11 protein-coding genes are annotated in these 13,893 nt (G+C 39.3%); 4 read left to right on the top strand and 7 right to left on the bottom strand.

The window, feature by feature from the left end; genetic code table 11:
- Positions 1–146 precede the first annotated feature (146 nt).
- Complete coding sequence (locus NC799_RS03340) at positions 147–2,459, top strand: YcdB/YcdC domain-containing protein (protein ID WP_272444920.1); 2,313 nt, start codon at positions 147–149, stop codon at positions 2,457–2,459.
- A gap of 79 nt (positions 2,460–2,538) precedes the next feature.
- Here NC799_RS03340 and NC799_RS03335 read toward each other — a convergent pair whose 3' ends face one another.
- The 3 genes from NC799_RS03335 to NC799_RS03325 all read right to left on the bottom strand — a co-directional run bounded on the left by NC799_RS03335 (position 2,539) and on the right by NC799_RS03325 (position 5,374).
- Positions 2,539–3,672, bottom strand: a complete 1,134-nt coding sequence (locus NC799_RS03335) for an MFS transporter (RefSeq protein ID WP_272444919.1) — start codon at positions 3,670–3,672, stop codon at positions 2,539–2,541.
- Positions 3,673–3,755: 83 nt separating this feature from the next.
- Positions 3,756–4,832 (bottom strand): CAP domain-containing protein, encoded by a 1,077-nt coding sequence (locus NC799_RS03330; RefSeq protein ID WP_272444918.1) that lies wholly within the window; start codon positions 4,830–4,832, stop codon positions 3,756–3,758.
- A 23-nt stretch (positions 4,833–4,855) separates the two neighbouring features.
- Entirely contained in the window at positions 4,856–5,374 is a 519-nt protein-coding gene (locus NC799_RS03325) for a hypothetical protein (RefSeq protein ID WP_272444917.1), read from the bottom strand.
- Between the two features lie 365 nt (positions 5,375–5,739).
- Here NC799_RS03325 and NC799_RS03320 point away from each other — a divergent pair, with 365 nt between their 5' ends.
- Positions 5,740–6,231, top strand: a complete 492-nt coding sequence (locus NC799_RS03320) for a sigma-70 family RNA polymerase sigma factor (RefSeq protein ID WP_272444915.1) — start codon at positions 5,740–5,742, stop codon at positions 6,229–6,231.
- Positions 6,232–6,341: 110 nt separating this feature from the next.
- Here the strand turns inward: NC799_RS03320 and NC799_RS03315 are convergent, their stop codons facing one another.
- Together NC799_RS03315 and NC799_RS03310 are read right to left on the bottom strand one after the other, a co-directional pair.
- Entirely contained in the window at positions 6,342–7,856 is a 1,515-nt protein-coding gene (locus NC799_RS03315; RefSeq protein ID WP_272444914.1) for an O-antigen ligase family protein, read from the bottom strand.
- Positions 7,849–8,349 carry a tetratricopeptide repeat protein gene (locus tag NC799_RS03310; protein WP_272444913.1) on the bottom strand — a complete coding sequence of 167 codons (501 nt, stop codon included), beginning with the start codon at positions 8,347–8,349 and terminating at the stop codon, positions 7,849–7,851. The genes NC799_RS03315 and NC799_RS03310 overlap by 8 nt, the downstream gene beginning before the upstream one ends.
- Positions 8,350–8,568: 219 nt before the next feature.
- Here NC799_RS03310 and NC799_RS03305 point away from each other — a divergent pair, with 219 nt between their 5' ends.
- Positions 8,569–9,462, top strand: a complete 894-nt coding sequence (locus tag NC799_RS03305; RefSeq protein ID WP_272444912.1) for an NAD(P)-dependent oxidoreductase — start codon at positions 8,569–8,571, stop codon at positions 9,460–9,462.
- Positions 9,463–9,615: 153 nt separating this feature from the next.
- Positions 9,616–11,466 carry a glycosyl hydrolase family 18 protein gene (locus NC799_RS03300; protein ID WP_272444911.1) on the top strand — a complete coding sequence of 617 codons (1,851 nt, stop codon included), beginning with the start codon at positions 9,616–9,618 and terminating at the stop codon, positions 11,464–11,466.
- A 71-nt stretch (positions 11,467–11,537) separates the two neighbouring features.
- Here the strand turns inward: NC799_RS03300 and NC799_RS03295 are convergent, their stop codons facing one another.
- Both NC799_RS03295 and NC799_RS03290 read right to left on the bottom strand, forming a co-directional pair.
- The gene (locus NC799_RS03295) at positions 11,538–12,251 is read right to left on the bottom strand and encodes an HAD family hydrolase (protein WP_272444910.1); all 714 of its coding nucleotides are present in this window, start codon (positions 12,249–12,251) and stop codon (positions 11,538–11,540) included.
- A gap of 133 nt (positions 12,252–12,384) precedes the next feature.
- Entirely contained in the window at positions 12,385–13,872 is a 1,488-nt protein-coding gene (locus NC799_RS03290) for a glutamate synthase subunit beta (protein WP_272444909.1), read from the bottom strand.
- Between the last annotated feature and the right edge of the window lie 21 nt (positions 13,873–13,893).

Genomic DNA, 13,893 nt, shown 5'->3' with positions numbered 1-13,893 from the left:
GTTTAATGCACCTCACTCTGTCAAGGAAAGCACAAACAAAAAAACTATAATTATCTGAAACTTATCTACGATTCAGTTCGTCTAATCATTTAGATATATTTTCCACGTTGATTATATATCAAAAAATATGAGGGGGAATATTGGTTGTGAAAAAACGAACCGTTACATTGCTAGGAACTGTCCTTGTTTTACCCGGATTATTGGGCTATAGCGGGCCAGTCTTACACGCACAAACTTCAACAAATCCAGATTTTTTAATTAAAGCAGAAGTACCAAGCACCAAAACGATTAGTGCCCTAGAAAAACAAGAATTAATGGATGAAGCAAACATTAGTAAAGAAGAAGCCTTAAAGGTTGCATTGGACTTTCTAGACGTTCCATCTGGTTATAAGCAAGATAATATTAGCTTCCAAACAAATTGGTACGGAAACAATTCTAGCGTATGGTCTATTAGTTGGAGTAAGCAAGAGGAAAACGCCTATGGCTACATCAATATAACAATAGATGCGAATTCCGGAAACATTGTTGGCATGAACCGTAATTTCCAAGATCCAGATTTAGATACCTCTTATCCACCAAAAGTGGACAGAGACGAAGCAAAAACGATTGCCCTTTCCCTAATTAAAGAACAATTCCCTGACATCCAAGACCAATTAATCTATGAAAATTACAATCAGAAAACACCTTTACGTGGAAGCGTTGTCTACAACCTTCGTTTTAACCAAGAGGTTAATGGTATCCCATTCAAAGACAACTTTATCGAAGTTAGCATTAATGGAAACGGCCAGTTAGTCGGGTTAAATTATCGTTGGAATAACAGTATCGAATTCCCCGACACTTCTGGATTATTAACCAAAGCAGAAGCAACTGAAAGAATGGAAGCAACTTTACCACTTCGTTTGCAGTATCGAATGATACCAGGGATAAATCGCTATTACGGTCCAACAGATGGTGAGAAAAGGCAGTACGCACTAGAATATGCTTATGAAAATTTAGGATATGGTGTTTATTTTGATGCAAAAAAAGGGACATGGGTTAGCAGGAATGGAGAGCCCCTAGACGAAAATACACTCGGTGGACAAGATCCGCTTACGGAAGAACCACTTGCTGAAGAACCATCCGGTGGAGATAATCTAACACAACAACAAGCGATGGATGTTTTTAAGAGCTATGTTGATGTTCTAGATGATATGGAATTACAAAATGCTAGCTATCAAGAGCAATCTAGTAATAACGCTGATTCATTTTGGATATTTGAATGGAGAAATGAAAAAGAACAGGCATTTACTTACGGTAGCGTTAACGCCAAAACAGGAGAATTAGTAGACTTTAACAATTATCGTTATGAACCACAAAATGAAGAAGTCGAGCAAGTCCTTACCTATGAAGAAGCAAAGCAAAAAGCAATCGATGCGGTAAAAGAAATGGTTCCTTGGAAAACAGATCAAATCACTCTAAATCCAGTCGAAAATGCACCAATGGATGTAGAAAAAAAGAAAAAATTTAATTTTTCTTTCCAACGTCTCGTTAACGGTATTCCCGTTCCAAACCAATATATTAGTATTGCCTTTTCTGCAGAAACTGGAGAATTAATTCGCTTCTATCAAAATTGGCAAACCAATGCTGAATTTCCTAATCCTGATTCCATTGTCTCAAAAGAAGAAGCAAAGCAAATTTATTTCGATGCAATGGACATTCAACTAGAATATATCCAACCATATCAGCAAGATTATTATCCAATTGATGCAGCACAACAAGCAGAAGACCAAGAGCTATTGTTGGCTTACACATTTCGATTCAATCAAACGGATGAGCCTACCTTCTTAGACGCAATTACTGGTGCCTGGTTGTCCGTAGAAACTGGTGAACCAATGATTGATACTCCAGAACCAACAGACATTAGTGGCCATTGGGCAGAAAATGCATTACGTTTAATGCTGGAATATCAAGCAATAAACATAAACGAACAGGGAGAAGTTAAACCAAATGCCGTAGCCACACGTGGTGAAATCATAAAAATGATGATGCTATCATCAAATCCAAACCCTTACTATTATCGAGAGATGGCCACGGCTAGTGGAGCTGCAACTTTCAATGATGTAAGTGCAGATTCTGCTTATTTCCCATATGTGGAAGCTGCCGTCAGAGAAGGACTCATCGACAAGTCCGGCGATGAATTTAATCCAGATGATCCAGTTACCCGTGAGGAGCTCGCAGAAATGATTGTTAAAGCACTTGACTATGACAAAATTGCCGATGTGGACGATATGTTTCAATTAGATTTCGACGATGCCGAAGCAATTGAAAACCCTGGTACGGTTGCAATTGTCAGCCACCTTGGTATTATGGTTGGCTCAAACAATACGTTTAGACCTGATGAGAATGTAACACGTGCCCAAGCAGCACAAACGTATTATGCTTATCTTGAGAAGAGAGAGAAGTACGGAAGAGGATATTAAGCAACTACGGCATCAGTCATATTCTTTGGATAGAATACGACTGATGCCGTGTTTATAATAAAGATTAGGTGATTATTGATTAGGAAGTTTTCACCCTGAAACCACCGAATAAAATTACAACTCCAACAACCCAAAAGACACTAGAGATAGTAGCTAACTGTGCAACTCCACCTAAAACAACTGGGGCAGATAGTTGCGTCAGACGATTCGCTGTTAATCGCAATCCTAAGCCTTCTCCTACCCGTTCTTCTGGTAAAGCATCAACAGTTGTAGAAATAGATAGTGGTTGTCCAATCCCTAGGCCAAGCCCAAGCACGAAAGACAATAATGCTAACAGGATTGCACTGCTAAACAACGGGATTAAGGTCATAAATACACCTGAAAGAAAAATCGATCCTACCATTATTTTTCTCGTACTAAACTTATCTGACAAGTGAGTCATAAAAAAGCGAATAAAGATTCCACCAAGTGCGTTAATCGAAACAATGAAGCCGATAACAGAACTAGTAAGGCCAAACTGTTGAGCTAACAACGGAAAATAGGCTGTGTACATATCTTTCCCTAACAAAACAATGACACTTACCAAAAAAGCAACTCTCAAATTCTTCATTTTAAGTAATTGTAAGGAATGGAGTAGGTTTAAACTTTTCTCTACTCTTTTTGTTACTGTTACTTCTTTTAGAAAACTAGCAAGGACCCCGGCAATGATACCAAAACAGCCTAACACGAAGAACGCGACAGGATAACCAAAATAATCCGCAATAATCCCACCTAAAATTGGACCAGTAAAGCTGCCAAGGGCAACACCAATACTAAAAATCATGATCCCTTCCCGATTTCTTCCTGAATGACTGACAGACGATTGAGCCGAAACTGCGAAAACAGTGTGGGAAATACCAGCAACAAGCTGTGATAGGTAGACCATGGATAAACTTGGCATAAAAAAAGGTAAAGACAGCGCCAAGCCATTGAACAACGCACTAAAGATCATTGGTTTCTTATATCCGATTCGATCAACAATCTGTCCTATTTTAATTGCAAAGAAAAAAGGAAGTAAAGCAAACAGCGCAACAATCAAACCGATCTCCGCTTTATTTGCTTCTAGTTGATCAGACAAAAGCGGGACCAATGGACGTGTGCCCGCCATCCCAGTGAAAAAGACGAGTGCAACCAATAGAATTCCGTATTTCTTCAATCGCAAAGCAATATCCATATATGACACCTTCTTCAGTTAGCTATACGTTGTCGGCTTGGAATTAAAGTATAAATATCGAAAAAAGACCAAGTTGTATGTACTTATCTTTCATCAATAAATACTTGTGCATAATATCTTTTATCTTGGTCATCCTCATACACACCTACACCAATATGCGTAAACGTAGGGTCTAGTATATTCTTACGATGACCTTCACTTGCCATCCATCCTTTCACTACTGCTTCAGCGTCAGGATAACCATATGCTAGATTCTCACCGGCCTTATCGTAATCAACGCTCGCTTCCAAAAGCAGATCACTAAAAAATCCGTACGTTGGTGATTCGTGATCAAAATAATTATTGTCTGCCATATCCTTTGCCTTCATTTCTGCGACTAATTGTAAACCAGAATATAATTGAAGCGGACGAAGCCCCCTTGTAGAACGCTCTTGATTCACAAGCTGAACAATTTGATCAATTGTTTCCATATGCATAGAAGACGTATCAGTAGTTTCACTTTTCACTGTAGTTTCCTTTACATACAGATCGTACTTATGTAAAAAGGTTGCGATATGGGCTCTTCTAACTGGATCAGTTGCACCATAGGATGCAAACGTTTTAGGTTTTTCCCCGTTTTTATCCGTATAACCAGTAGACAACCCTGAATCATACATAAATTGAATAGCGGTTTCCAAATCAACCTTGCGTCCAAAATGGATGGTTGCAAGCGCCATTGCCACTTCGCCTCTGGTCATTGTATCGTTTGAGGATGAAATCCCCCTGGTCATAACGTCATATTCGTCTGCCAATTGATACTGTGCTAACGCCCAAAAACCTGGCGTAGACCCACTCGCTGCTAGCTCCTCCTTAGCAAAATATTGAAATAATACCGAAAGCATCTGTGCTTCTGTCAGATCGCCATAAGGATTTAACCAATTTCCCTTTTTATCTGTAATCGGATGACGAGCATCAATATACCCTTTGATTAAGCCTTGCTCTGTTGCCCAAATCATGTCATCGGACCAATATTCGTTAGGTTTGAAATCATCATAATTTAGTTGAGTCGTTTCCGCTGCAAAAACGGGAGTAATCAACACCGAGCTTGCCATTACAGCACTTACAATTAGTTTTTTATATGGATGAATATTAGATAGAATTTGGCGACATCGTTTTGTCACGCTTGTTTCCTCCCAAAAGTTTTCTATTGTACTTCTGATTGATACGATAGGGAATTGGCCATCTGCATCATAACCTCTGCGTCTTTTTCAAGATTATGCAGGCTAGTAATGGTAGTAAGCTTGACTCCCCCTACACCAATTTGCAATTCAAATTCATCTTCATTTCTAGGTAAAGCTAAGACATAGCCAAACTTGTCTTTAGCATCAAAAGTCTTTAGCAAGCTATAATTACTATTTTCAATCGTTGTATCGAGATTAACCTGGCTTTTGCTGTCTTCTAGTGGATTATGAAAAAGGATGTAGACTTGATCACCTTTTTGTAAGATAAAATTACTAGAACCTTCCTCCACAACTTCAAACTTATTTGGAAGGTATAAAGAAAAACCATTAAAATCAACCGTCGTTTCCATCTTATCTTGTTCAAAGGCTCTCTCAGCAGTTTGTGCTACTTTGGACATCTCATCTTCTTTTGATTTTACCGTACAACCACTACCAAAAGCGATTACCAACACACCAATGAGTAACAACTTGATTCTTGTCATCTTAGTCTCCTTCCTTAGACTTTAAGCGCTTACACCCGGTCTCTTTACTAAATTAAGAAGAGTGCGATAAGACAACTAGGAGATTTTATATTTTCTTATCTTTTTAACGGAACAACATTACTATTATAGCAGAAAATCTGTCCATATTTCTAGTTAGTATTCATCCCGTTATTCTAGTAAAGCTTCCTAGCAAACAGATAGAAAACGAATTTTATCACTCTAAAAAACTAAAAATCATCTATTTTCAGCTATTAGCCCCCCTCAAACTTCATTTTTCATGGTGTGAATAAACGGAGTAATTCAGTTATTGTTAGCTTACCGCGGAATACTGATGAAGTAGGCGCCTTTTCAAGAGAGAGGCAAGTATGTTAGAGGATAATTTTGAAGAAATAGTGAAAGATCATCAAAAAATTATTTACCACTTGATCCATAAGCTTGGAATTCGTGACCAAAATGAAGAGTTTTATCAAGAAGGAGTAATCGCCCTATGGAAAGCTCAACTTAAGTATGATTCAACCAAGGGCAAGTTCTCTTCTTATGCCTATATGGTAATGGAGAAGGCATTAATCGCACTCATCCATCAGCGCAATCGAATGCAAGAGAAAACAGAAAAGGTCATAGAATCCATCGATACCAGCGAATGCATGCTGATGGAGGATATTGCGTTTGACCCTTATCTTTTCGAACAAATCAAATCTGTCCTAACAGATAATCAAATGAAGTGGTTTAGTTGTTATATCTTAGAAGAATTGTCGGTTAAAGAGATTGCAGAACAGGAGCAAGTCACCATAGATGCTGTTAAAAACTGGGCCCGCCTCGCCAAACCAAAACTTAGAAAGCTATTTATGAGTATTTAAGACCTCAGGCGGGTAGGCCCCGGAGCTAGACAGATCTTAGATCTTTTTTACTATTCTTATCTTAGACAAAAGGGACAATCACAAATGATGATTGTTCCTTTTCCATTCATTTATCCTGTCTTATTTGGCTTATCTAACCAAGTAGCTCCAAATAGAATACCGATAAACACCCACATCACATTTGTCGGACCAAGTAATGAATCATTAAACAAATATTGGAACAAAAAGGCTAGCACACCGACAAACATACCGGTTATTGCAAGATAGTAAGTTGAATTGAGCTCATCTCGTTTTTGCCAAATCATCCGAATGTAGGAAAACATAAGGATAACGACAATGGATAAAAACAACAATAACGCAAACACTCCTGATCCATAAGCAATACCCAAATACATGTTATGTGGCTTGTCGACAATGATTTTATATGTATTTAAACCTGCCTGCTTCTCGATATCGTCTTGTGGAAATTCGTATGCAATTGTGTCAAGTCCATAACCTAACACAGGCTGCTCGGCAATTAACGAAATGGTCCGGTCCCAGATATAAAATCGCCCAGAACCTGGTGCAACCCCCGAATTTGGTAACGTGAGAAAGCCTACTTGATTATTTTCTTCCACTGTTTCTGTAGACTGCGTTATTTTCCCTGTTTCTTTTCCATACACGCCGATCGATTCGGCCCATACATTAGGATTTTGCGCACCAAAAATCGACAGCAATAGACCACAAATAACAAGGTAGGCACCAAACAACAGTAGCGGCATGCCATTACTTTTCAACAATAGCGTTAACAAAAATAAAACAGCAAGCATGACAAACAGTGTCACAAATCCGTTGCTCGACAAGGAAAAGATTACTAACATAAAGGACAAAATTGCAAAGCAAAAATGGATAGCCCTTTCCCTATTCGATTTACTAAGTAAAGCGACGCACAAAAACATACTAGCTGTTGCTGCAGAAAATCCGCTCATGAAGTTTCGATTATTGAGCGTACTCATTAGATTAGAATCCGAATTAATGGAATACCCTTCTGGCATATCAAAAAACAAAATCGATTGTAGCCAGTCATAATCTAGCACATCAAACCCATAAAAATTAATGACTCCTAGAATTGTATTTACTAAAATGAATGGAATTAAGGCGTAGATGAACCAAATCAATTTTTCACGATTGATGTTAATATTAGCTGCAATGTAAAATAATGTAATATAACACAGGTATGTAATGGTTCCGTCAAACCGGTCGTAAAGGCCAAAAAGTGCAATTGTTTTATGATTCGATGCCACTGCCGAGAAGGTAAGGAACATTCCTAATAACCAGTAAATTACATTTAGCTTTATGTTAGTTAAACGATATCCAACGACTACAACTTTGTATAGGAAAATAATGAGCAATAATCCAGTCATAATTGTTAAAAACCAAAACTTATAGTAGGTATAAAAGTTTGTCTTCAATCCTGTTGTTATCGTGGCGTTATCGACAAACGGTCCAACAAACGGCATTGTATGGTTTACAATAATTAGTGGTGTAATGGCAACAGTAAGTAACAGCCCCAAAAACAGCAGTCTATCGATTCTTTTCAGTTTATCTTGATACATTAATTCTTCATTACTCATCATTTCAATCATCTTGGTCACCTGTATTTTCTTCTATTTCTTTCATTAGTTTATCTACATTTTCTTCATATTTTTGCGGAAGACCTCCCGATTCTTGCGCTACCTCCAACAAAACTTTCGACTTGTCATACACTTTCGAGTTAATTAAACTGTTCGCATATTGCAAGTCAAAAACTGGGTCAGTTATTAAGAAAGGTTGAAGTTCTAGTGCATTGCTAAAGGAATCAACCGACGATTGATAATTTTGTTTAACGGCTAAGGCTAACCCTTGATTCCTCCATATCTCGTATCTTTCGGGATACTTTTCAGTAAAGTATTCAAAAATTAACAGGGTTTCATCGATTGCTTCTGTATTTTGAATGTTCTTTACTGCTTGCAGGTACAATTCTCGTTCCTCTTTCAGGACCTCATCCTGACTTTGTCCTTCTTGAAAGACAAAACTTAATAGCATCACAACCGTCCCGACAAAAACCAGAAACAAATAAGAATACAATTTTGACGTCATATCATCGACTCTTTTCTATTAATCTATCCACTCTATTATACACTATTATTTTCCAAATAAGAAAAGCGCAGGTGCCTTGGTCAGACTAAGGCAGGCTTAAGCAGAAAATCTAAAAGAGGCAATTCAATAGAAAGCGTTTACTTTATTTGCTATGATGAAGTTAGATTTCACACCAATTTACCTTTCATCATAAAAACCGAATGGAAAGAGGGAACTCACTTGAAAAGAATAGGATTTATCGGTTTAGGAACGATGGGACTTCCGATGGCAGGTCATCTGCTTGAGGCAAACTATCCATTAACCATTTATAACCGGACAAAGGAAAAAGCCAATAAGTTAGTAACACAAGGTGCAGAAATTGCTACTTCCCCACAAGAAGTTGCATTAAAAAGTGATGTTGTTTTTACAATGCTTACTGCGGATGCTGCTGTACGAGAGGTAATACTTGGTGATAAAGGGATTATCCATGGTGCACATCCAGGCTTAATCGTCGTGGATAGCAGTACGATTTCACCAAAAACAAGTAAAGAAGCAGCCTCCACACTTGCTGAAAAAGGCGTAGACATGTTGGATGCACCTGTGACAGGCAGTGAACCACAAGCAATCGATGGGATTTTAACGTTTATGGTTGGCGGAAGCAGAGACATTTACGAACAATGTAAACCATTGTTTGAAGTGATGGGTAAGCAATCCTTTTACATGGGGAAAAGCGGTGCTGGCTCTTATACGAAACTTGCAAACAATACGATGGGCGCTATTAATCTCCTTTCATTTTCAGAAGCAATTACGATGGCGACCAAAGCTGGGATTGATCCAGAATTATTTGTTAAGGTCGTAAGTGGTGGCGGGGCGCGTAGTGGAATGATGGAAAATAAGGCTGACAAAGTAATGAGCCGGGACTTTTCCCCACACTTTATGACCGATTTAATCCACAAAGACTTAGGGCTTGCAAGTGATGTTGCAAAAGAACTAGATTTACCAGTACCCGTTCTTTCCGTTGTAAAAGAGTTATTCCAATTAGCTCGTGCCAAAGGACTTGGCAAAGAAGACATGAGTTCAATTATCAAATGCTATGAAGAATGGGCTGGCATCGAAGTAACGCACCGTAAGTAGAAGCCAACTGCCCAAATAAATTTTAAACGAGAGTTAACTTGCCTTCATATCTCCGGTTTAGTTAAAAAAATAAATAGAACTGGAAAATGGCTAGCGCTTTTAAAATGTGCTAGCATTTTTTTATTTAATTAACAGCGGAGATTTGTTTGCTAAATGCAGGTAATGATAGACACCATAATTTACCGGTTACATTGTTCGTGCGTGTCTACTAGACTAGTAGTAGAGAGAATTTTTTCGGAGGGGATTAAGATAAAAGCAAACTATTTTTGGGCAATTTTGTTTCCTTTGATATTGCTTACTAGTTTTACTACTTGGCAACTAACTACAACTCAAGCAGAAAGTAAATTTTCCGATGTATCGATTTACAGTGAACAGATTAATTACCTAAGTGACCAAGGCATTATTACTGGATACGAAGACGGTACATTTAAACCAAACAAGTCAATTACAAGGTTACAAGCTGTCCAAATGATCTTAAATGAAATGGGTGTCAAACAATTTGACGCAAAAGACCCAGGCTTTAGCGATATCGGGCCTTTCGACTATGGTTATCCATACGTGGCCAAAGCAGTAGAACTTGGCATCATTACTGGTAAGAATGGTGGTACAACTTTTGATACGCAAGGCTTGTTAACGAGAGGACAAATGGCAGCAATCATGACCAATGCCTATCAGCTCGTAGGAAATGGGAAGGTTATGTTTCTTGATACGCCAAAGAGTCACTGGGCATTCAAGCCAATTAATGCACTCGCTACGAATGAAATTACAGTTGGTTACCCTGACTATACCTTCCAATCACATGAACAAATCAGTCGCGCGCACTTCGCTCTTTTTCTAGTAAATTATATGAATAAACGTGATGACAATACTTTGTACACAATCGATAACCCACCAACAGATATTGCGCCTGAAAATTATAAGCGTGTTGGCTATTACGCTGGTTGGGCTACCTATTCTGGTTACCAAGTGTCAGATATTGATGCGAGTAAACTGACACACCTTAACTATGCCTTTGCTACTATTTCTGACGATGGAAAAATGATTGTCGGTGATGAAGCAGATACTGAAAAAGCTTTTCCCGGTGATACGGCGACCCAAGATTTTAAAGGAAATTTTAATCAATTAACTAAATTAAAAGAACAAAACCCCGACTTAAAAACACTTATTTCAGTTGGTGGTTGGACTTGGTCAGATAAATTTTCTGATGTGGCACAAAGTGATGAGTCCCGAACTATTTTCGCTAATAGTGTTGTCGATTTTTTAACAACGTATCAGTTTGATGGTGTAGACATTGACTGGGAATACCCAGTTGGTGGAGGTAAACCTGGTAATAAGAGTCGTCCTGAAGATAAACAAAACTTCACCTTGCTTTTAGAAGACATTCGAAAAGCACTCGATGCTCAAACGAAGAAGGATGGCAACGATTATCTACTAACTATTGCCGCTGGCTCTAGCAATAAACATGCTAGTAATCTAGAGTTAGAGAAAATAGCTGAATACGTTGATTATATTCAGCTAATGACTTATGACATTCACGGAGAATGGGACCAAATGTCTGGGTTTAACGCTCCGTTATTCCGTGACCCTGATAGTAAATTCTACTGGGATTGGAGTGTCGACGACTCAGTCAAAACGTATATAGCAAGTGGTATCACTCCCGGTAAATTAGTGATGGGACTCGCATTTTACGGCCGAGAGTTTTACAATGTGACTAATTCGAATAATGGCTTGTACCAGCCTTTTTCGGGCGGTCGTTCTGTTAGTTATAAAAAGATAACGAACGATTACCTAAACAGGCGCGGGTTCACCCGTTACTGGGACGAGGATACCAAAGTACCTTACTTGTTTAACGGTTCTACCTTTGTTAGCTATTCTGATGAAAAATCAATTGGATATAAAACAGCTTATATTCAAATGATGGGCCTAGGTGGTGCGATGATCTGGGAGCTTAGCCAAGATAAAGATGATGTATTATTATCGAAGGTTTATGATGAGTTAAAGTAACTCGCCTAACTAAGAAAAAGAGAAAAAAGCGGCTAATTTAGTCGCTTTTTTTTGGTGCATTCAGCGTTAAATCAAACCCAATGAATGGATGTGGAAAACAAATCCAATAGCTCTTTAGCGCTAAATACGGTCGCATCTGACCTTACATTACTTTTAGGTAACTTACGGTGACGGTGATTAAGCCAAATCGCTTTCCATCCGACCTGTTTTGCCCCAACAATATCATTATCAAAAGAGTCACCAATGTAAACAGTCTGAGCTTTATCAAGCTTAAGTTTATCTTCGATGAAATGAAACGCTTCTTGTTTTGGCTTGGCATGACCGAGTGCACCCGAGATAAAAATATGCTCTTTTGGGATCCACCGTTCTATCGCTAATTGATCCATTTTCATCCGCTGGTGATGTTCCCCACCATTCGTTAAAACAGCGAGTTGTTTATTTTCCTGATGAAGAAGGTCTAATAATTGCTCTACCGCATCAAAGAGCTGAATCCTTTGTTGCTCCCTGTAATAAGCAGCTTGAAAAGCAATTGCCGTTTGTTCAGACAATCCAATCCCAAATTCTTCGCATGCTGCAGTGATCCGATATGTGTGTAACTGCTGGGTAGACACCTCACCCGCTTCCCACTCGTCAAACAGGGCGTCACTATATTTCCGGCTTGCTATATAAACTTTATCTATCTTTTCATCTGAAAACGGCTCTTGAATTACCTGAGTAAAAGCCTTTTTAAAAGGTAATGTTTGATCATAAAGTGTGTCATCCACATCAAAAATAATTGTCTCCACTTTTATCCCCCCTCATCTAACCATCGTACCACATAAGAAAAGCGAAGGGCGCCCGGAGCTAGACAGCTCTTGGATTTTTTTATACCTCTTCTTATCTTGTAAGAAAAACCGGGCAAACCCCGCCCGGTTTTTCTTAAGGTAACTGTGTACTTCCCATTAAATATCGATCACATTCTCTGGCTGCTTCTCTTCCTTCGTTAATCGCCCAAACGATTAAGCTTTGGCCACGGCGCATATCACCTGCAGCGAATACACCCTTAATATTTGTGTTGTACTGGCCATAGTCCGCTTTGACGTTCGTTCGATGATCGGTTTTTAAACCCATTTCTTTGATTAATTCTTGTTCAGGACCAGTGAACCCAATCGCGAGCAACACAAGCTGTGCCGGCCAGACTTTTTCTGTCCCAGAAATTTCTTTTTTCATCCGGTTGCCGTTTTCATCAATCACTTCTTCGACCTCAATCGTATGAACTTCTTTTACATGCCCATTGCTATCGCCAACAAATTTTTTCGTAACAACAGTATAGGCACGTGGGTCTTTACCAAGGGCTGCTTGCGCTTCTTTATGGCCATATTCTGTACGATGAATAACCGGCCATTGCGGCCATGGATTTTCTGCTTCTTGACGTGTGTCTGGCTTTCGGTCGTGATAGTCAAACTGGGTTAGACTCTTGCAGTTGTGACGAATGCTCGTTGCCAAACAATCTGTACCAGTGTCCCCACCACCAATAACAATTACATCTTTACCTTCAGCTGAAATAAAATTACCGTCTTCATGATTAGAATCGAGTAGGCTCTTTGTATTTTGATGTAAAAAGTCCATCGCAAAATGAATACCTTTTAGCTCTCTTCCTTCCATTCTCAAATCACGATGCTTCGCTGCTCCACCACAAAGAATGACAGCATCAAAATCCTTTTGTAATTCTTCGGTAGGATAATCCTTGCCAATTTCCGTATTGGTCACAAAGGTAATCCCTTCTTTTTCCATTAAATCAATGCGACGTTCTACCACTTCATAAGGAAGCTTCATTTCCGGAATCCCGTATGTTAACAAGCCACCAATCCGGTCCGAACGCTCGTAAACCGTGACATTGTGTCCAGCTTTATTTAGCTGAGCTGCCGCTGCAAGCCCAGCAGGACCAGAGCCAACGACAGCTACTTGTTTTTCCGTCCGTATCGTTGGAGGCTCAGGCTTTACCCAACCTTCTTCAAATCCCTTTTCAATGATTGCCCGTTCGATTGACCGGATTGCGACAGGAGGCTCATTAATACCAAGCACACAAGCCCCTTCACATGGTGCCGGACAAGCAATCCCGGTGAATTCTGGAAAATTATTCATTCTTAGCTCACGTTCCAGCGCTTCTTTCCATTGTCCTTGATAAACAAGATCGTTCCATTCCGGAATCAAGTGATAAACCGGGCAGCCAGAAGTCATCCCCGCAAGGTCTGTTCCCATATGACAAGTTGGAATGCCGCAATCCATACAACGAGCACCTTGGACCTTTGCCTCATCATCAGACATTGGTAGCTTATAATCGTTCCAATCCTTCACTCTTTCGGCAGGGTCGCGCTCGGGTGTCACGCGTCGTTCATATTCCTTAAATCCAGTAATCTTACCCATTCATTTACCCTCCAATTCAAA

The sequence above is a fragment of the Aquibacillus salsiterrae genome, assembly GCF_028416595.1.
Classification (GTDB): Bacteria; Bacillota; Bacilli; order Bacillales; family Amphibacillaceae; genus Aquibacillus_A; species Aquibacillus_A salsiterrae.
The sequence above is the reverse complement of the archived record's forward strand: the minus strand, read 5'-3'. Positions and strand labels throughout refer to the sequence as shown.